This window comes from Mesorhizobium sp. L-8-3 (genome assembly GCF_016756615.1).
GTDB lineage: Bacteria > Pseudomonadota > Alphaproteobacteria > Rhizobiales > Rhizobiaceae.
The window spans coordinates 283,091-303,936 of record NZ_AP023262.1; the positions used below are offsets into that span (position 1 = coordinate 283,091).

Here is a 20,846-nt window from a genome sequence, read left to right on the forward strand (position 1 = left end):
CCCTTGGCAAGCAAATAAACCACCAATTAACAATACAGGCGGAAATACGGCCCGAATCGGGCTGCATCGGCTCAGTTCGGGGACATAGACCAAGCATGCGGATGAAATCCTTCTTGGCCGTGGCCGCAGTGGCGATGACCACTGCCCTTTCAGGCTGTATCAGCGGCGCTCCGTTTTCGGTATTTTCGTCGGACTACGGCTCCAGGAGAGACGCAGGCTACCAGCTCCCATCGGTCCCGATCTACAAGGTCGACCGCAAGTATCACCGCCAGATCGTCCGCTACGATACCGGCGAGAAGCCGGGCACCGTCATCGTCGATACCGGCGACAAGTTCCTCTACTACGTCCTTCCGGACGGCAAGGCGGTGCGCTACGGCATCGGCGTCGGCCGTGAAGGCTTCGAATGGTCGGGCACGGCCCGCATCGCGCTGAAGCGCGAATGGCCGACATGGACCCCGCCCGGAGCGATGATCCAGCGCCAGCCGGAACTCGCCAAATGGAGGGGCGGCATGCCGCCCGGCCTGACCAATCCGCTCGGCGCCCGCGCGCTCTATCTCTTCAACAAGGGCGGCGATTCCGGCTACCGGCTGCACGGCACGCCGGAATGGTTCTCCATCGGCAAGGCAATGTCGTCGGGCTGCATCCGCCTGATGAACCAGGACATCATCGACCTCTACAACCGCGTCGAAGTCGGCGCCAAGGTCATCGTGAAATAAGCAGCGGACCGTCTCGGCAACAGCGACGTCCGTAAGCGAAAAACCGGGCTGGGGGGCCCGGTTTTTTGTTGCGTGCTTTTCGGGATTGCGGGCGCCTATGTCACGGCCGGCCGACCCCTCATCCGACCTCGCTGCGCGAGCCCACCTTCTCTCACAAGGGGAGAAGGCCGGAGCCTGGCCTAGCGGCCGTTGCAAATTGCCAGCGTTTGCGATTGACGGAGACGTTGCTGCAGCGCGTTCCCTTCTCCCCTTGTGGGTCCCCTTGTGGGAGAAGGTGGCCGCGCGAAGCGCGGTCGGATGAGGGGTTCACCTCGCAGGCGGCTCCGATCCTGGAGCCGAAAAAAACCGTCAGGCGACCTGCTCGACATGCTCCACTTCGGGAACGAAGTGGCGCAGCAGGTTCTGGATGCCGTGCTTCAGCGTGGCCGTGGACGACGGGCAGCCGGAGCAGGCGCCCTTCATGTGCAGGAACACGGTGCCGTTCTCGTAACCGCGGAAGGTGATGTCGCCGCCGTCCTGCGCCACGGCGGGCCGTACGCGGGTGTCGAGCAGTTCCTTGATGGTGACGACGATCTCCTCGTCGGCCTTGTCGTAGAACTCGCCGTCTTCATCGGCGGCCGTCGGCGTGCCGCCGACCGCCATGACGGGCGCACCCGACATGAAATGCTCCATGATCGAGCCGAGGATGGCCGGCTTGAGATGCTGCCAGTCGGGCCCATCCTTGGTGACGGTGATGAAGTCGTAGCCGAAGAACACGCCGGTCACACCAGGAATGTCGAAAAGCCGGCCGGCCAGGGGCGACGCCTGTCGCGCGCTCTCGGCGTCGCGGAAATCGGCCGTGCCTTCGGCAAGGACTTCCTTGCCCGGCAGGAATTTCAGCGTCGCCGGATTGGGAGTCGCCTCGGTCTGGATGAACATTGTCCGAATCTCCAGGCCCGCCGCTGCAGGCCGCTTTCTTTGGAATAATTCTAAATAGGCTCAGACGATGCGATCTTCAAGCGAAACGCTTCGCCGCAGGCGCCTCTCGCCGGATTCTTTTGCTAGGCAGGCATTCCTTGGCAAGCCAACGAATGCCTGCCTAGGCCAGGCTCTCGATGTCCTCGTCGGACAGGTTCTGCGGCACGACCGTGACCGGAATCGGGAAGGCAGCGCCCTTGCCGGCGATCGACGCGACCAGCGGCCCCGGCCCTTCCTTGCCGGCGCCTGCGGCCAGAACCAGGATCGCGATGTCCTGGTCTTCCTCGATCAGCTTGTGGATCTCCTCCGCCGGCTTGCCTTCGCGCACGACCAGCTCCGGCTCGACGCCGATCTGCTCGCGCACCGTGGTGGCGAAACCGTCCAGCGCGGCCTGGGCGGTTTCCATGGCCTCGGCGCGCATGATCTTCTCCACGCCCAGCCAATGCTGGAAGTCGCCGGGCTCGATCACGTAGAGCATGACCAGCACGCCACTGGTGCTTTTGGCCCGACGCGACGCATAGGCGACGGCGCGCTCGCATTCGGGCGTATCATCGATGATGGCGAGGAACTTGCGGCGGTGGCCGACCTCGCGGCTCAGGCGTTTGGAAACCATCGCTCTCCTGTCCGTCTCGATTCAGGCGGCAATTTGCCACCGGTCGCATCGACGGGCAAGCTACCCCTTCGGCAGCCCCGACCTGCCGGAGACGCCGGACCGTCGACCCTCTCAGTCGCCGAGCAAGCCGATGATCTCCCGAACCGTCTTCATGGTGGCCTCGGCCAGCACGCCGGCACGGGCCGCGCCGTCGCGCAGCACGCCGTCGACATAAGCGGGATCGGCCGAGATACGCCGCATCTCGCCGGCGATCGGCGCAAGCCGCTCGACCGCCAGTTCCGCCAGCGCAGGCTTGAAGACCGAGAACTGCTGGCCGCCGAATTCCGAGATCACCTTCTCCCTCGTCATGTCGGCCAGCGCGGCATAGATACCGACCAGGTTTTCCGCTTCCGGGCGTTCCTTCAGGCCTTCCAGCTCCGACGGCAGTGGCGCCGGGTCGGTCTTGGCCTTGCGGATCTTCCTGGAGATGGTGTCGGCATCATCGGTGAGATTGATGCGCGACAGGTCCGACGGGTCGGACTTCGACATCTTCTTCAGGCCATCGCGCAGGCTCATGACGCGTGGTGCCGGGCCTTCGATCAGCGGCTCGGTCAGCGGGAAGTAGCCGTTGACCTTCTCCTCGCCCATCATCATCTCGACGCCGACCCTGAGGTCGGCGATGCGCGCCGAATGGTCGTTGTTGAACTTCTGGGCGATGTCGCGGGTGAGCTCCAGATGCTGTTTCTGGTCGTCGCCGACGGGCACATGGGTCGCGCGATAGACCAGGATGTCGGCCGCCATCAGGCTCGGATAGACGAACAGCCCCGCCGAGGCGTTCTCGCGGTCCTTGCCGGCCTTCTCCTTGAACTGGGTCATGCGCGACAGCCAGCCCATGCGGGCGACGCAGTTGAACACCCAGGCCAATTCCGCGTGCTGCGCCACGCGGCTCTGGTTGAAGACGATATGCTTCGTCGGGTCGATGCCGGCGGCGAGGAAGGCGGCGGTGACCTCGCGGGTCGCCCTCATCAGCTCGACGGGATCGGGCGCGATGGTGAGGGCATGCAGGTCGACCACGCAATAAATGCAGTCGTAGCTTTCCTGCAGCGCGACGAATTTACGGATCGCGCCGAGATAGTTGCCGAGATGGAGATTGCCCGTCGGCTGGACGCCGGAGAAGACGAGCGGCTGGAAGGTGTTCATGCTGTTCCTCGTGGCTTGTGGAGGGCCGTTTCGCGCGCGGCGAAAATCGAAGCGCGCTTATGGCGGAGCCGTGAACGGCGGTCAAGCGCCACAACGCGAACAACGATCGGCCCGCCTCTGCGCCCGGAGCAGATCGGTGCTTTCCCGCAGCCCGACCGAGGGAAATCTTGTCGGAGCCTCTGGCGCGACACCCGACATGGCCAACGCGAAATCCTTCCTGTTTGATGTCCCGGCAGGAGGAGATAGGCGAGCCTATTCGTCCAGGGGTACTGGCGCCGTCTTCGCACCTCGCTTGATATTGCGCTTCAGCATGCCGAGGCTGGCACCGCCGGTGGCGAAGGCGACGGCAAAATAGATGATGGCGGCGGCCACTATGAGGCATCCCAGCGTCGCGGCCTGGGTATGGAGCGGCGCTTCCGAGGCGAGTTGCGGCGCGAACCACCGAATCGCGAAATAGAGGAAGCCTGCCATGACCGCTGCCGCGAGGAGCAGCCGCGGGATGCGTGTCAAAAGCGGCACGTCGCGGCCCCAATGACCGCGGCGGATCAGGACGCCGAGCAGCAGGGCAGCATTGACCCAGCCGGCGATCGCGGACGCCGTGGCGATGGCAGGCGCGCCGATCGACGGGAACAGCGTCAGCGCGATGGAGATGTTCACAGCCACCGAGATCGCGGCGAACCACATCGGGGTGCGCGTATCCTCGCGCGCGAAATAACCCGGCGTGAAGGCCTTGATCAGCACGAAGGCCGGCAGGCCGAGCCCGAAGATCGCCAGGACCGCCGACACGGTGGGCGTGCTGTTGGTCGCCGCGAAGGCGCCGCGCTCATAGAGCACGCGCACGATCGGCTCCGACATGACCAGAAGCGCGGCCGCCGCCGGCAGGGTGAGGAACAGGGTGAACTCGACCGACCGGTTCTGCAGGTTGGCCGCCTCGACAAGATTGCCGGCCTTCAGGGCCCGTGCCAGTTCGGGCAGGAGCACGATGGCGACGGCGATGCCGACGACGCCCAGCGGCAGCTGATAGACCCTGTCGGCATAGGCGAGCGAGGACACGGCGCTGTCCTTGCCCGACGCGATCGCCGTGCCGATGAGCTGGTTGATCTGGGTGATGCCGCCGGTGATCGCGGCCGGAAAGGCGAGGACCAGCAGGCGCCTGACGTTCGGGGTCAGGCGGGGGCGGCGAAAGCCGATCGAAATGCCGGCGTGCCGCACCGCCATCCAGACGATGCCGAGTTGGACGAGGCCTGCCGCGAGCACGCCCCAGGCGAGCGCGTAGCCGACCCGCAGGCCGTCATGGCCTTCATACCAGGCGTAGGCCAGCACGCCGATCAGGATGATGTTGAGGAACACCGGCGCGACCGCGGCCGCGAAGTAGCGCCGCAACGAGTTCAGCATGCCGCTCATCATCGCCCCCAGCGACATGCATATGAGATAGGGGAACATGATGGTGGCGAGCGCCGTCGCCAGGTCGAACTTCTCGGGATTGTCGGCGAAGCCGGGAGCGACGATGGTCGACACCAGAAACGGCATCGACAGCTCCATCAGGATCGTCAGGCCGAGCAGCACGGTGAACAGCACGCCGAAAACTTCCTCGGAGAAGCGCCTGGCCCCGTCCATGCCATTGGCCTCGATCTCCTTGGCGAAAAGCGGAACGAAGGCCGTATTGAAGGCGCCCTCGGCGAACAGCCGGCGGAAGGTGTTCGGGAACAGGAACGCGGCGTTGAAGGCATCGGCCACCGGCCCGGTGCCGAGGGCGGCGGCCATGAACATCTCGCGCGTGAAGCCGAGCACGCGGCTCATCAGCGTGCCCGAGGCGACGGTGGCGAATTTCTTTACGAGACTCATCGGATCGGAATCGTGCCTTCCGGGTTCTGAACCGTCACTCGGCCGCGGCCGAGACGCGCTGCTTGCCGCGTTGCGGCGCTACGCCCTCCAGCGTCGCCAGGAGACGGTCGCGGATGGTGGCGAGGCGGGTGCCGTTCTCGATCTTCTGACCGGTCAGATCGGTGACGTAGAAAGTGTCGATCACCTTCTCGCCGAAAGTGGTGATGTGGGCCGAGGCGATATCAAGCGACAGGTCGGACAGCGTGCCGGTGATCTCCGAAAGAAGGCCGGGACGATCGAGGCCGGAAACCTCGACGACCGAGAAGCGATTGGACAGCGTGTTGCGGATATCGGCGCGCGGCACGATGCGGAACGCCTTGGAGCCGCGCTTGGGCTTGGTGCGCTTCTCGATCATCTCGGGCAGCCAGCTCCTGCCGGACAGCACATCCTCGATCAGCCGGCCGACCCGCTCGGCCCGCCGCCTTTCATCCTCGTCGCGGTCGAACTCGCGCGAGATCAGGATGGTGTCCAGCGCGCGGCCGTCCGACGTCGTGAATATCTGGGCGTCGACGATGTTGCCGCCGGCCGCCGCGCAGGCGCCGGCAATGACGGAGAGCAGGCGCGGATGGTCGGGTGCGAGCACGGTGATCTCGGTGACCGCCTCGAATTCGTGGGTCTTCACCATTGTGGCCAGCCGCCGGTCGGCAGCGTCGGCCTCGCGGATGAAGGCGGCATGGCGAAGCTGGTCGGCCGGATCGACGGCGAGCAGATAGTTGTCGTAGTGGAGCCCGACATGACGCGCGCGCTCCGCCTCCGGCCAATCCGCCAATGCCGCGCGCAGGGTGTCGCGAGCCTCCTCGGCACGCTGCGCCCGCGACACTTCCGAGAAACCGCCGGTCAAGAGCAGCTCGGTCTCGTAGTAAAGGGTGCGCAGGAGCTGGCCCTTCCAGCCGTTCCACACGCCGGGGCCGACGCCGCGTATGTCGCAGACGGTCAGCACCAGGAGAAGCTTCAGCCGTTCGACCGACTGCACGACGGCGGCGAAATCGTCGATGGTCTTGCGGTCGTTGAGATCGCGCGTCTGGGCCGTCAGCGACATCAGGAGATGCTGCTCCACCAGCCAGGCGACGGTTTCGGTATCGGCTGTCGACAGGCCCATATACGGACAGATGCGCCGGGCGATGCGGGCGCCGGCCTCGGAATGGTCCTCCGGCCGGCCTTTGGCGATGTCGTGAAGAAGCACGGCGATATAGAGCACCTCACGCTGGTTCTTGAGGCTCGGCATCAACTGGTGCGACAAAGGGTGCAGCTTCTCGCCGTCGCCCCGTTCCAGCTCCGACAGGACGCCGATGCAGCGCAGCAGATGCTCGTCCACCGTATAGTGGTGGTACATGTTGAACTGCATCATGGCGACGATCCGGCCGAATTCGGGGATCAGCTTGCCGAGCAGGCCAGCCTCGTTCATGCGGCGCAGATTGAGCTCCGGATCCCGGTCCGACGTCAATATGTCGAGAAAAAGCCGGTTGGCCTCCGGATCGCGTCGAAGGTTGCGGTCGACCAGCTTCAGCGACCGCGTGACGAGCTTGATGGCATCGGGGTGGTATTCCAGCCCGTGCTTGTCGCCGAACCAGAAGAGCCGCAGCAGGTTCGCCGGGTCGCGTTCAAAGACGTGATCGTCGGCGATGTTGATGCGCTCGTTGTCGACGATGAAGTCGCCGGTTCCGGCCAGCTTGCGGCGCCGGCGCGAGAAGGACAGGAAGAGGCGGTTGAAGCCGGGCACATGCTTGGCCTGCTCTTCCTCCAGCGCCGCGCAGAAGATGCGCGTCAGATCACCGACATCCTTGGCGATGAGGAAGTAGTGCTTCATGAAACGCTCGACCGCCGACAGGCCGGGATGGCTGGTGTAGCCGAGCCTTTCGGCGATATCGCGCTGGATGTCGAAATGCAGCCGTTCCTCCGCCTTGCCGGCAAGGAAATGCATGTGGCAGCGCACCGCCCACAGGAAATCCTCGGCTTTCAGGAACAGCTTGTATTCGGCCTGGGTGAAGACGCCCTTCTCCACCAGTTCCTCGCCGGTGCGGACCTGGTAGTAATATTTGCCGATCCAGAACAGCGTGTGCAGGTCGCGCAACCCGCCCTTGCCGTCCTTGACGTTGGGCTCGACCAGATAGCGGCTCTCGCCGACCTTGCAGTGGCGTTCGTCGCGTTCGGCGAGCTTGGCCTGGACATATTCGGGCCCGGTGTTGCGGACGACTTCCTTATCGAAGCGCGACAGCAGGTTACCGAAGAGCTTGGTCTCGCCCCAGATGAAACGCGCTTCGAGCAGCGCCGTGCGGATGGTGATGTCGCCGCGCGACAGGCGGATGCATTCGTCGACATTGCGGGTCGCATGGCCGACCTTCAAGCCCATGTCCCACAGCATGTAGAGCATGTATTCGACGATCTGCTCGCCCCAGGGCGTCTGCTTGTAGGGCAGAAGGAACAGGAGGTCGATGTCGGAGCCGGGAGCCAGCGTGCCTCGCCCATAGCCGCCGACCGCGACGATCGCCATGCGCTCGGCGGAAGAAGGGTTTTTGGAGCGATAGACGTGTGTCGCGGCGAAGTCGTAAAGCGCGCGGATGATCTCGTCCATCAGATGGGACAGGCGGGCCGCGCAAGCCGTGCCGCCGCCATCCTGCGTCAGCATGGCCTCGGCAATGCGCCGGCCGTCGGCCAGCCGCTGCTTGAAGAGCTGCAATGTCTGGTTCCGCACGGCCATGCCGGAGCCGTCGCCGCCGGTTGCCGCGGTCAGAGCGCTCAGGTCCCGGCGGAGGGCTTCGCCGTCGATCAGTTCCTCGAGCTTCAGGGGGATCTTCGCCATATATGCAGGCCGGTCTCGCTTTTTCGCGCGGTCTATAGCGCGAATTGCGCGCCATGGGTATGGGGTGGCCTGGCGCGGCCGTTTCGGGCCGCAGCGGAGCGCGCCGCAAAAGTTCGGGACCAGTCTCGACATTCGCATCCCGCTTGTGTAACCGCCTGCCTTCCCGCGCCTCCCACGTTCGCAATCACGCACAGGAACATCATCATGAAGCCGATCAGCGGCGGCATCGACTTCGGCACGTCCAACTCCACGGTCGGCTACATGGAAGCCGGGCGCCCGCGGCTCGTGCCGCTCGAGAACGGCAATGCGACGATGCCGAGCGCGGTCTTCTTCAACTTCGAGGACAACCGCACCTATTTCGGCCGGCAAGCCATCGGCCACTACACGGACAATGTCGAAGGCCGCCTGCTGCGGGCGCTCAAGAGCGTGCTGGGCACGTCGCTGATCAACGAGAAGACGCGGATCAAGGCGCATCAGATCGCCTTTTCCGATATCATCGGCTCTTTCCTCCATACGCTGAAGGAGGCGCTGGACAACCAGGTGGGCCAGCCGGTCGACCATGTCGTGCTCGGGCGCCCCGTGCATTTCGTCGACGACGACGCCGAGGCCGACCGGCGCGCGCAGGACGAGTTGGAGAAGGCCGCCACCAAACGCGGCTTCAGGCACATCGCCTTCCAGTTCGAGCCGATCGCGGCCGCGCTCGACTATGAGCAGACCGTCCGCCGCGAGGAACTCGCTTTGATCATCGATATCGGCGGCGGCACGTCGGACTTCTCGATCGTGCGCGTCTCGCCGGAACGGGCGCGCGCCGCCGACCGCAAGGACGATATATTGGCCAGCACCGGCGTCCATATCGGCGGAACCGATTTCGACCGCCTGCTCTCCATGACCCATCTGATGCCGGAACTCGGCTACAAGACCGAGACCAGGGACGGCAAGCGTTACCTGCCGGCCGGCTATTTCCACGATCTCGCCACCTGGCAGCGCATCAACCTGCTCTATACGGCCAGGGCAATGACCGACCTGCGCCAGATCCGCTACGAGGCGGCGCGCCCGGAACTGGTCGAGCGCATGATCGACATCGTGCGCCACCGGCAAGGCCATGCTCTGGCTGGCAGGATCGAAGCGGCGAAGATCGACCTCACCGATCAGACCGAGACGGTGATGGAGATCGCGCTGACCGACGAGACAATGCGCGCGCCGATGACCCGGGCCGGGCTTGAGGGAGCGATCGAGGCCGCCGTTGGCCGCGTCGGCGACACGGCCTTGCAGACGCTCCAAGACGCCGGCGTCGAGGCAGGAAGCATCACCACACTGTTCCTGACCGGCGGCTCGACCGCGATCCCGCTGCTCAAGCGGCGCATGCTGGCGCTGTTCCCCGAGGCGACAGCCGTGGAAGGCGACCTGTTCGGCAGCGTCGGGCTGGGCCTCGCCCTCGACGCCCAGCGCAAGTTCGGCAGGTTCTGAAGACAAGGCGGCCGGATACCGATCCATCCCGACGATCCCAGTCGCACCGCCAGGCGCACCACCGGCGATCGATCCGATCAACGGCCGGATTGGACCATCCCCAGACGGCTTCGGCGCAACCGGTCCGGCTGGCATGCGCCCGTCAAATCGATGAAGCCAGGCCCTTCAGCCGGTAGAGCGCGTCGAGCGCCTCCCTCGGCGTCATCTCGTCGGGATTGAGATCGCGGAGCGCGTCGCCGACGACGTCGGGCTTTACCGGCCTGGCGGCGGCCGCTTCCTTGCGGATCGCCGCGCTGAACAGCGGCAAGTCGTCGACCAGGCGCTCGGCCTTGCCCGAGGTCTCGCCTTCCTCGAGCTGATGCAGCACCTCGCGGGCGCGATGCACCACCGCCTCCGGCAGACCGGCGAGGCGGGCCACCTGGACGCCGTAGGAACGGTCGGCCGCACCCTTGCCGACCTCGTGCAGGAAGACCACCTCGCCTTCCCATTCCTTGACCCGCATGGTGACGTTGTGGAGGCGCGGCAGTTTGCCGGCCAGCGCCGTCATCTCATGGAAGTGGGTGGCGAAGATCGCCCGGCAGCGGTTCTTCTCGTGCAGATATTCGACCGCCGCCCAGGCGATGGACAGGCCGTCGAAGGTGGCGGTGCCCCGACCGATCTCGTCGAGGATGACGAGCGCCCGCTCGCCCGCCTGATTGAGGATCGCCGCGGTCTCGACCATCTCGACCATGAAGGTCGAGCGGCCACGCGCCAGGTCGTCGGAAGCCCCGACGCGGGAGAAGAGCCGGTCGACCACGCCGATATGGGCGCTCTCGGCCGGCACGAAGGCCCCCATCTGGGCGAGGATGGCGATGACCGCATTCTGGCGCAGGAAGGTCGACTTGCCGCCCATGTTCGGGCCGGTGAGCAGCCAGATGGCGCCGTAGCGGCCGTTCTCCTCCGGCGAGAGATCGCAGTCGTTGGCGACGAAGGGGTCGGCGGCGGCGCGCCTCAGAGACTGCTCGACGACGGGATGGCGGCCACCCGCGACGCGGAAGGTGAGGCTGTCGTCGACGGCGGGCCGGCGATGGTTCTCCGCCGCCGCGAGCCGCGCAAGGGCGGACGAGACGTCGAAGACGGCGAGTGCGGCTGCGCCATAGCGGATCGCCTCGGCATGCGAAACCGCCTCGGCGACCAGCCTGTCGAACACGCCGAGCTCGATGGTCAGCGCCCGGTCGGCGGCATTGGCGATCCTGGTCTCGAGGCCGGCGAGTTCGGTCGTGGTGAAACGCATGGCATTAGCCATGGTCTGGCGGTGGATAAAGCGCGCCTTGGCCTCGTCCGTGCCGTTCATGGCGGCCTGATTGTTGGCGGTGACCTCGATATAGTAGCCGAGCACATTGTTGTGCCGGATCTTCAGCGAGCGGATACCCGTCTCCTCGATCAGGTCCCGCTCCATCTCAGCGATCACCCGCCGAGACTGGTCGCGCAGCGCCCGCATCTCGTCCAGTTCGGCATCGTAGCCGGCGCGCACGAAACCGCCGTCGCGCTTGAGCAGCGGCTGCTCGTCGGCGAGCGCCTGGTCGAGATGGGCCCGGAACGCCGCAGGCAGCGCTTCCAATGCGGCCACCGCCTTGCGGAGTTCGGCCGGCAGGACCACATCCTCCAGGAGCCGGACGATCTCGCCGGCGGCGCCAAAGCCGGCCGAAAGGGCGGCGAGATCACGTGGTCCGCCACGGTTGAGCGCCAGGCGCGACAAGGCGCGCAGCATGTCGGGGACGCGCTTCAGGCTCTCGCCGAGCGCGGATGAGAGCCGCGGCTCGCCATGGAAGAGCGATACCGAATCCAGCCGGTCGTTGATCGCCTGCGGGTCGGTGAGCGGCGACATCATGCGCTCGGCGAGCAGCCGCGCGCCGGCACCGGTAACGGTGCGGTCGATCGCCTTGAACAGCGAGCCCTCGCGTCCGCCCGACAGGGTGCGCAGCAGTTCGAGATTGGCGCGGGTCGCGGGATCGATGAACAGGGCCGAACCGCTCTGCTCGCGCTCGGGCCGCGACAGTGGCGGCCGCTCGGCCTTCTGGGTCTTCTCGACATAGGCGATCGCCGCGGAGATCGCCGAAAGCTCGGCGCGCGAGAAGGTGCCGAAGCTGTCCGGGGTCGCCACATCGAAGAAACGGGCGATGCGGCCGGGGGCGGAAGCGGAATCGAACAGTGTCGCGGGCTGCGGATTGGCGATCCGACCGATCGTGTCGAAGACCGGTCGCAACTCGGGATCGTGGAACACCGGCTCGGCGAGGATGAGTTCCTTGGGATCGATCCGGAATATGTCGGAGAGCAGCCGGTCGGCCATCGTCTCGGCGACCCGGAAGGCGCCGGTCGAGATGTCGATCCAGGCCAGCGCATAGAGGTTTTCGGTGCCGCCCTTGACCCGGCCGAGCGCCATGAGGAAGTTCGCCTCCTGCGGCGCCAAGAGCTTGTCCTCGGTGATGGTGCCAGGCGTCACCAGCCGGATCACGTCGCGGCGCACGACCGACTTGGAGCCGCGCTTCTTGGCCTCGGCCGGATCCTCGATCTGTTCGCAGACCGCGACACGGAAGCCCTGAGCGATCAGCTTCTGCAGATAGTCGTCGGCGGCGTGGACCGGCACGCCGCACATCGGAATGTCCTCGCCCAGATGCTTGCCGCGCTTGGTGAGCACGATGCCCAGCGCCCGCGAGGCCTTTTCCGCATCGTCGAAGAACAGCTCATAGAAATCGCCCATGCGGTAGAAGAGCAGCGCGTCGGGGTTCGCCGCCTTGATTTCGATGAACTGCTCCATCATCGGCGTCGCGCCGGTGCCGGGCACCAGCACGGTGGAGCTTTCGCTGCGCATGGGGGTCTCGTCGTTCACGGACGCGGAGAATCCAAAAAAGTGAGGTTGTTTCCTGCTTGGCGCTTTACCTGCCGAAAGTGTAGCCTTAATCCCAAACGCTCCACAAAAAGAAGCCGCATCCGGGTGAGGAAGACCAGAGGTCATGAACGTCCATAACAAGAAGCCCGAGCCCACGGGTCCGTCCGTCACGGCGCAGGAAGCGCTGGAATTCCACGCCATGGGACGGCCGGGCAAGCTCGAGATCAATCCGACCAAGCCGATGGCGACGCAGCGCGACCTGTCGCTGGCCTATTCGCCCGGCGTCGCGGTGCCCGTCAAGGCGATCGCGGAGGATCCGAGCCGTGCCTTCGACTACACCACGCGCGGCAATCTCGTCGCCGTCATCTCCAACGGCACGGCCATTCTCGGCCTCGGCAATCTCGGCGCGCTCGCCTCCAAGCCGGTCATGGAAGGCAAGGCGGTGCTGTTCAAGCGTTTCGCCGACGTCGATTCCATCGACCTCGAGGTCGATACCCAGGATGTCGACGCTTTCGTCAACTGCGTGCGCTATCTCGGCCCCTCCTTCGGCGGCATCAATCTGGAAGACATCAAGGCGCCCGACTGCTTCATCATCGAGCAGCGGCTGCGCGAACTGATGGACATTCCCGTCTTCCATGACGACCAGCACGGCACGGCCATCATCGCCGCGGCGGGCCTCATCAACGCGCTGGAGATCACCGGCCGCGACATCAAGACGACGAAGCTGGTCTGCAACGGCGCCGGTTCGGCCGGCATCGCCTGCATCGAATTGATCAAGTCGATGGGCTTCCCGCCTGAGAACGTCATCCTGTGCGACACCAAGGGCGTCGTCTATCAAGGCCGCACCGAGGGCATGAACCAGTGGAAGTCGGCGCATGCGGTCAAGACCGACGCGCGCGACCTCGCCCAGGCGCTCGAAGGCGCCGACGTCGTCTTCGGCCTGTCGGCCAAGGGCGCGTTGACGACAGCCATGGTGCAGGCCATGGCCAAGAACCCGATCATCTTCGCGATGGCCAATCCCGATCCGGAGATCACGCCGGAAGAGGTGGCGGAGATCCGCACCGACGCGATCATGGCGACCGGCCGCTCGGACTATCCGAACCAGGTCAACAATGTGCTCGGCTTCCCCTACATCTTCCGCGGCGCGCTCGACGTGCGCGCCACGACGATCAACGACGAGATGAAGATCGCGGCGGCCCGGGCGCTCGCGGCACTCGCCCGCGAGGACGTGCCGGACGACGTTGCGGCTGCGTACCAGGGCAACCGTCCCAAATTCGGCCCGAACTACATCATCCCCGTGCCGTTCGATCCGCGCCTGATCTCGGCGATACCGGTGGCGGTGGCGAAGGCTGCAATGGACACCGGCGTCGCGCGGCGGCCGATCCTCGACCTCGACAAATATGCCAACGAACTCTCGGCCCGGCGCGATCCGATCGCCTCGACCCTGCAGCGCATCTACGACCGCGTGCGGCGCAAGCCCAAGCGCATCGTCTTCGCCGAGGGCGAGGAAGAGCAGATGATGCGCGCCGCCGTCTCCTATGTGAACCAGCGCCTCGGCACCGCGATCCTGCTCGGCCGCGAAGAGCAGATCAAGGAAACGGCGAAGAATGCCGGCGTCGACCTGAACAAGCCGGGCATCGAGATCATCAATGCGCGGCTGTCGCGCCGCAACGCCATCTATGCCGACTACCTCTACGAGCGCATGCAGCGGAAGGGCTACCTGTTCCGCGACTGCCAGCGGTTGATCAACAACGACCGCAACCATTTCGCGGCCTGCATGGTGGCGCTGGGCGATGCCGACGGCGTGGTGACCGGCGTCACCCGCAACTATTCGACGGCGCTCGACGATGTGCGCCGCGTCATTGATGCCAAGCCGGGGCATCGGGTGATCGGCGTTTCGATCGCGCTCTGCCGCGGCCGCACGGTGATCGTCGCCGACACGGCCGTGCACGACATGCCGAATTCGGAGCAGATCGCCGACATCGCCGAGGAGGCGGCCGGATTCGCGCGGCGCATGGGCTACGAGCCCCGCGTCGCCATGCTCGCCTATTCGACCTTCGGCCATCCGGCCGGCGAGCGCTCCGAACGCGTGCAGGAGGCCGTGAAGATCCTCGACAAGCGCCGCGTCGACTTCGAGTACGACGGCGAGATGGCGGCCGACGTCGCGCTCAACCCCCGCGTGATGCAGCAATATCCGTTCTGCCGCCTGTCGGGCCCGGCCAATGTGCTGATCATGCCGGCGTTCCACTCCGCGTCGATTTCGACCAAGATGCTGCAGGAACTCGGCGGCTCGACCGTGATCGGCCCGCTGCTGGTCGGCCTCAACAAGGCGGTGCAGATCGTGCCGCTCAACGCCAAGGATTCCGACATCGTCAACATGGCGGCAATCGCGGCCTACAACGCCGGGGCCTAGCCGAACAGAACTGCCGCGTGCTCCGCAACCGCCCAGGCATGTCCGACCTATTTGGGTAGGGCCTTGAGCCAGGACCGCCGCCTGCGGCGGTCCTGAAACAGCTCCGCCTCGGGCATGGGCGCGCCTATGAGGAAGCCTTGAGCCTCGTTGCAGCCGAGCCTCTTCAGCTTGCTGCGCTGGGCCGCGGTTTCTACGCCCTCTGCGGTGACCGAGATGCCGAGCCGACCGGCCAGGCCGACGATGGCGCGCACGATGGCAGCGGTATCGACATCGTCGAGGTCGCGCACGAAGGAACGGTCGATCTTCAACGTGTCGAAGGGAAAACGCTTGAGATAGCTGAGCGACGAATAGCCGGTGCCGAAATCGTCGAGCGCGATCCGGACGCCCATTGAGCGGAGCTGCATCAGCGTATGCGCCACCAGTTCGCTCTCACCGAGCAGCGAGGTCTCGGTGATCTCGAGGATGAGCCGGTCGGGGCTCAGTCCGGAGGACGCGATCGCCGACAGCACGTTCTGCGAGAGCAACCCGTTCTGGAACTGCACGGCCGACACGTTAACGGCGATCCGTTTCCGGTCGGGCCAGCCGGCGGCGACCGTGCAGGCATGGTCGAGCACCCATTGTCCGATCGGGCCTATGAGATTGGCCTCTTCGGCGACGGGGATGAAGTCGGCGGGCGACACCAGGCCGCGCTTGGGGCAACACCAGCGCAGCAGCGCCTCGCAGCCGTTGATGCGTCCGCTGCCGAGATCCTGGATCGGCTGGTAATGGAGCTCGAACTCACCTCGCAACAGCGCACCACGCAGATCGATCTCCAGCTCACGCCTGCTGCGCACCGTAGCGTCCATCTCGGCTTCGAAGAAGCGATAGGTGTTACGGCCTTCGCGTTTCGCCCTGTAGAGAGCGAGATCGGCATTCTTGAGCAACTGGTCGGGATTGTCTCCGTCCATCGGCGCGACTGCGATCCCGATGCTGACGCCGACCGTGACCTGGCGGCCGTCCAATTCATGCGGACGGCCGATGGTCTCGATCAATCTGGCCGCCAGCGTGCCCGCGTCCTGGGGAGTGGAGATACCGGGCTGCAGGATGGCGAATTCGTCGCCGCCTAACCGCGCCGCGGCGTCGGTCGAGGCACGCAGGCAGCCGCGCAGGCGTTCCGCGACGCTCTTCAGCAGCGCGTCGCCGGCGGGGTGTCCGAGCGTGTCGTTCACGCTCTTGAAACGATCGAGATCGACCGAGAGCACGGCGAAGGGATAATTGTCGCGCTGTACGGCCGCTGCCGCCTGCTCCAGCCTTTCGCGGAAAACGACACGGTTGGAGAGGTCGGTCAGCCCGTCGTGATGCGCCATGTGGAGGATACGCGTTTCCGCCTGCCGCCGCTCGGTGACGTCCTCGAAGGTACTGACCCAGCCGCCGCTCGCCACCGGCCGATGCGAGACGGCGATGGTACGCCCGTCGGACAGTTCGCGCTGGACCGAATAGGTGCGGCCGGCCTCCATGGCGGCCCCTATGATCCTGGCTTCGCGCTCGGCATCGAGGCCGGGATAGATGCCCAGCGCCGACAGCCGGCCCAAAATCTCCGCATAGGTCTGGCCGATCGTCACCAGTTCGGGCCCGAAGCGGTAGATGTCGAGGAAACGGTCGTTGCGCACGATCAGCCGGGCGTCGGCATCGAACATGAGCAGCCCCTGGGACATGTTGCCGAGGGCGGCGTCGAAGCGCCTGATCTGCTCGATCAGCGCCTGTTCGACCCGGCGCTTTTCCGTGACGTCCTCATAGACTGAGACCCAGCCGCCTTCGGCGGTCGGCCGATGGGTGATGGTGATGACGCGGCCGTCGGCAAGCACCTCCTCATAGGTCGCGGGGCGACACGAGCCGATGAACTCCTGGCGATAGGCATAGAGTTCCTCGGCGCTTTGCGAGGCGACGCCGATGTCGACGCTGTGGCGCAATATGTCGAGGAAAAACACGCCGGGCTTGATGACATCGGGGTCGAGACGGAAGATCTGAAGGTAATAGCGGTTGCAGATGATCATCCGCTCATCGGCGTCGAACATCGCAAGGCCGTGCGACATCGTCTCGACGGCGGCGACGAAGCGTTCGTTCTGCGCCCGCAACTCGTTCCCGCCCTGACGCAAAGCCTCTTCCTGCCGGTCGCAATCGCGGTCGACTTTCGTGCGGATACGCGTCGGCGGGTTCGGGGACTTGGCCCGCATAAATCCATCCGGAACGCCCCGGGGTTGGTATCACGCGGCGTTCCGGTCCATGTTGTTTAACCGGAGTTAATAATAGGTATTCAATCCCTCTGATGCACCCGGCCTCAGAGCATTTTGGTCTTTCTCCGGATTGCGGAAATGCTCAACTTTCTTGTTTTGCACAGTTCCGGGCGCAAAACCGCTGCAAAATTCTGCTGGAATTGCTCCGGAAATACGGGACAGGCGAAGCTGACCGCGCGTCAGCGGACACCATTCTCATTTTGGAATGCGCCTGGCAAGAAGCGTTATGCGCACGCGATCCTACGCCGGTGCTAGCTTTCCGGAAAACAACCTGCCGCGACTGTCGAGGAGAAATGCGCAATGCTGAGGTTTCATGGCCTGCTCCCTTCGAGAAGGACGTTGAGGGCGTTCCTTCGCGCGCTCGGCGGCCAGAAATACCATCCCGAGAAGCATTGCATGCGCGGCCCGGGGCCGGCGACGCGGCGGAAGGAAATGTCCGATGTTGCCCCCGCTCATATCGCGGTCGAGGCAAGCGAGCAGGGTTAGACAGCAGTGCGCCGCGTTTCGCGGATCATTCCAAGCATCTGGCCCGCAGAAATGAATCAATGTCGACGTGCATCGGCATGGAAGGAGCCGTGCCCGGCTTCTGAACGCACAGCGCGGCTACCGCCGACGCGAAGCGAACAGCCTCGACCGGCGAACGCTTCTCGGCTCGGGCGACGGCAAGCGGCGGCCAAGGCGTCGCCAGCGCCGGTCGCATAGACGACCCGACCTATCTGCCGAGAAGCCTGGCCGCGGCGATTGCCAGGCATTCCTCGAATGCGCCGAGGTCGAGGAACAGCCTGTCTGGCGTGACCTCCCTGACGACGACCACGCCGCCGCGCGCCTCCACGCCGCCATGCAGCATGAGATTGTCGACCATGCCGAAATCCTCGACGGCGAGCCCGTCAGGGCCGCGCGCGTGGCCCTGGTCGTCTTTGACGATCACGCCGTCGTAATAATCCCGCACACGAGCGAAGTGATCGCGCGAGTTGTTGGTGAAGGCATAGGCCGGACAGCCTCGCGCACACATGAAGCCAAGCTCATAGGCCGTGCCGACATCGGCGGCGATGCCGCGAAACGGGGTCAGGTTGGCGATGATGAAATCGGCGCTCGACATGAGGCGCTCGTCGACGGCGCTGATCGCAAGGCCCCGCGCCTTGCGCGTCTCGGTCTGCGGGATCTCGAGGTCGCCGGGCGACACCGGCGTGAAGCCGTATCGCAGCGTCAACTCGATCTTCTCGTCCAGCACCGCGCGTGCGTTGGGGAGGAAAACCTCCGGACCAGCAAGATAGACCCTCATGCTTCACCCATTCCTGTTCGATGGCTCCGGGCGCCGGCCAGCGCCTGCCCGTGGCAGCCGGCGCTGCGAACATCGACTCTAGGGCGGCGGCTGGACGGGCGAAATCAGAGCTACCCGAAATCCAACGATTATTCGGTGCTTTCCATGGCCTCGGCGACATCCTCGAGCAGCGGTTTCTCGAGGAAGTCGAGGGTGAGCGTCTCGAAAGAGCGCGCGTGGTAGGAGAAGTCCGCGGGATAGGCGCTCGACACCCTGTCGGCTTTGTCGGCGCCGACATCGAGCCCCCAGAAGGAAAGATGCGTCGCGGTGGAGGGGATGCGCGCGGCTCCGACCTTGCGCCCTTCTTGCACCAGAACCGCTTCGGCCGAATGCCCGACGCGCGCATGGAGCACGAAACCTGCCTCGAGCGTGCCGGCCGGCAGTTCCGAGTCGGCGATGCAGATCGTACGCTGACCGAGCTGGACATGCTCGAAGACGAGACGTCCGTGCCTGACATAGAGCACATAGCCGCCGCGGCTGTCGCCGCTGGAGACCAGCACGCCCTCCTCATCCGCCCTGCGGTCACGGAAGGCGGCGGCGACGCGCATCGACCGCTCCGAGCCGGTAATCATGCTGCTGATCGGGATATGACTCTGTCCGGGGCGGAAGACCAGCCTGTCGCGCGACATGAGCCCGATGGGCGGACGAGCACGCAGCAGCTGCACCAGGGTGCGATCGTCGAGCGGAAGCACGTTGTTGGCCTCCGCCTCCTGCCACCAGCGGCCGACCATCTCCTTGAGCAGTTCCGGCTCTTCGGCGGAGCGGTCATGCGCCTCGGAAAAATCGGCCACGGTGTCGTAGAGCCGCCAGTCGTCGTCGTCATAGTCGACGCCCTGGCGATGTTCGGTCACGGCGCGCCAGCCTTCGTGCCAGACGGCCCGATGGCCGAGATTCTCCCAGTATTGGGTGGCGCGCGGCGCCGGCGCCTCGGCATCGTCGAAGGTCGACGCCAGGCTGCGGCCGTCGCAAGGCAGCGGATGTTCCAGCCCCGCCAGCGACATGATGGTCGGGGCGAGGTCGATGACATGGGAGAACTGTGTCCGCACCTCGCCCGCCGCGGCGATACCGTTCGGCCAGGAGACGACCATCGGAGACCGCACGCCGCCGAGATCGACATGTTGCTTGTAGCGGCGGAAGGGCGTGTTGCCGGCCATGGCCCAGCCCTGCGGATAGTGGGCGCCGCCATGGCGCGTGCCGATCCGATCGAGGTGCTTCAGCTGCTCCTCGACGAGTTGCGGGAGGCCGCTGTAAGGAGCGTTGGTGTCGACGGCGCCATCCTTGCCGCCCTCGCGGCTGGCGCCGTTGTCCGACAGCACGATGACAAGCGTATTGTCGAGCTCGCCAAGGCGTTCGAGCTCGTCCACCAGGCGCCCGAGATGCGTGTCGGCATGTTCCAGGAAGCCGGCAAAGGCCGCCTGAAGATGTGTGTAGAGGCGCTTCTGGTCGTCGGACAGAGAGGCCCAGGCCGCAACCTCCTCGTTGCGGGGCGCAAGCTCGGTCTCGGGCGGGGCGATTCCCAGTTCCTTCTGCCGCCTCAGGCGATCCTCGCGGGTCGCATCCCAGCCCTTGGCGAAGTCATCGACATAGGGCTCGATGAAGGAGCGCGGAGCCTGGAAGGGAGCATGGGTGGCGCCGAAGGCGAGCTGCAGGAAGAACGGTTCCTCGTCGCGGAAGACGGTGTGGTCGCGGATATAGGCGATGGCCCGATCCACCAGATCCTCGGTGAGATGGTAGCCCTCGGGGAAGTCACGTGCGACCTGATGATTGTCCTCGCACAGTTCGGGGGTCATCTGATCGGTGCAGCCCGGCAGGAAGCCGTAGAAACGGTCGAAGCCCCGACCGAGCGGCCAGTTGTGATAGGGTCCTGCCGGCGAGATTTCGTGAGACGGCGTCAGGTGCCATTTGCCGACGAGATAGCTGCCATAGCCATGCTCGCGCAGCATGGCCGGCAGCAGGGCCACATCCTGATCGATGCCGCCGCGCGAATTCGGAAAGCCGGTATCCGTGTCGGAGAGGAAGCGCATGCCGACAGCGTGATGGTTGCGGCCTGTCAGCAGGCAGGTGCGGGTCGGCGAGCACAGCGGCGTGACATGGAAGTTGGTGTAGCGCAGACCTCGTTGCGCCAGCCTGTCGATAACAGGGGTGCGGATCTCGGAGCCGAAGCAGCCGAAGTCGGCCCAGCCGGTGTCGTCGAGAACGACGACCAGGATGTTGGGTTTCAGCCGCTTGTGGTTTCGGCCGGCCGGCCACCATGGCGTCGACTCGGCCACCGTCCGGCCGATGCTGCCCGGAAACTTGTCATGCTTCATTGTGGTCCCCTAGAGCAATTCGGCTCTCCTCGAATCGCGGAAATG

The 20,846-nt window shown here is 65.4% G+C and carries 12 protein-coding genes; 3 read left to right on the plus strand and 9 right to left on the minus strand.

The features are described from left to right. Positions 1 to 95: 95 nt before the first annotated feature. The gene (locus JN302_RS01265; RefSeq protein ID WP_202309740.1) at positions 96 to 716 is read left to right on the plus strand and encodes a L,D-transpeptidase; all 621 of its coding nucleotides are present in this window, start codon (positions 96 to 98) and stop codon (positions 714 to 716) included. Positions 717 to 1,064: 348 nt separating this feature from the next. On the opposite strand, the gene JN302_RS01270 is transcribed toward JN302_RS01265, so the two are convergent. From JN302_RS01270 to JN302_RS01290, 5 genes are all read right to left on the minus strand, one after another. Further along, entirely contained in the window at positions 1,065 to 1,634 is a 570-nt protein-coding gene (locus JN302_RS01270; RefSeq protein ID WP_202309741.1) for a NifU family protein, read from the minus strand. A gap of 160 nt (positions 1,635 to 1,794) precedes the next feature. Continuing rightward, a complete protein-coding gene (locus tag JN302_RS01275) occupies positions 1,795 to 2,286 on the minus strand; it encodes a universal stress protein (RefSeq protein WP_202309742.1) in 492 nt (163 codons plus the stop codon). 111 nt (positions 2,287 to 2,397) lie between these two features. After that, the gene (trpS, locus tag JN302_RS01280; RefSeq protein WP_202309743.1) at positions 2,398 to 3,465 is read right to left on the minus strand and encodes a tryptophan--tRNA ligase; all 1,068 of its coding nucleotides are present in this window, start codon (positions 3,463 to 3,465) and stop codon (positions 2,398 to 2,400) included. A gap of 252 nt (positions 3,466 to 3,717) precedes the next feature. Next, positions 3,718 to 5,310, minus strand: coding sequence for a murein biosynthesis integral membrane protein MurJ (gene murJ / locus JN302_RS01285; RefSeq protein ID WP_202331332.1), 1,593 nt, complete (start codon positions 5,308 to 5,310; stop codon positions 3,718 to 3,720). A 34-nt stretch (positions 5,311 to 5,344) separates the two neighbouring features. Further along, positions 5,345 to 8,149 (minus strand): [protein-PII] uridylyltransferase, encoded by a 2,805-nt coding sequence (locus JN302_RS01290; protein WP_202331333.1) that lies wholly within the window; start codon positions 8,147 to 8,149, stop codon positions 5,345 to 5,347. Positions 8,150 to 8,353: 204 nt separating this feature from the next. On the opposite strand from JN302_RS01290, the gene JN302_RS01295 reads away from it, so the two are divergent. Beyond that, complete coding sequence (locus JN302_RS01295) at positions 8,354 to 9,616, plus strand: Hsp70 family protein (protein ID WP_202331334.1); 1,263 nt, start codon at positions 8,354 to 8,356, stop codon at positions 9,614 to 9,616. A gap of 142 nt (positions 9,617 to 9,758) precedes the next feature. Here JN302_RS01295 and mutS read toward each other — a convergent pair whose 3' ends face one another. Next, the gene (gene mutS, locus JN302_RS01300) at positions 9,759 to 12,467 is read right to left on the minus strand and encodes a DNA mismatch repair protein MutS (RefSeq protein WP_202331335.1); all 2,709 of its coding nucleotides are present in this window, start codon (positions 12,465 to 12,467) and stop codon (positions 9,759 to 9,761) included. Between the two features lie 142 nt (positions 12,468 to 12,609). Between mutS and JN302_RS01305 the strand changes: the two genes are divergently transcribed. Continuing rightward, the gene (locus JN302_RS01305; protein WP_202309748.1) at positions 12,610 to 14,898 is read left to right on the plus strand and encodes an NADP-dependent malic enzyme; all 2,289 of its coding nucleotides are present in this window, start codon (positions 12,610 to 12,612) and stop codon (positions 14,896 to 14,898) included. A 47-nt stretch (positions 14,899 to 14,945) separates the two neighbouring features. Here JN302_RS01305 and JN302_RS01310 read toward each other — a convergent pair whose 3' ends face one another. From JN302_RS01310 to JN302_RS01320, 3 genes are all read right to left on the minus strand, one after another. Then, positions 14,946 to 17,111 (minus strand): putative bifunctional diguanylate cyclase/phosphodiesterase, encoded by a 2,166-nt coding sequence (locus JN302_RS01310; RefSeq protein WP_202309749.1) that lies wholly within the window; start codon positions 17,109 to 17,111, stop codon positions 14,946 to 14,948. Between the two features lie 772 nt (positions 17,112 to 17,883). Continuing rightward, on the minus strand, positions 17,884 to 18,453 hold the full coding sequence (locus tag JN302_RS01315; protein ID WP_202331336.1) for a nucleoside 2-deoxyribosyltransferase: 570 nt from the start codon (positions 18,451 to 18,453) through the stop codon (positions 17,884 to 17,886). A gap of 128 nt (positions 18,454 to 18,581) precedes the next feature. After that, positions 18,582 to 20,801 carry an arylsulfatase gene (locus tag JN302_RS01320; protein ID WP_202331337.1) on the minus strand — a complete coding sequence of 740 codons (2,220 nt, stop codon included), beginning with the start codon at positions 20,799 to 20,801 and terminating at the stop codon, positions 18,582 to 18,584. Positions 20,802 to 20,846: the final 45 nt, after the last annotated feature.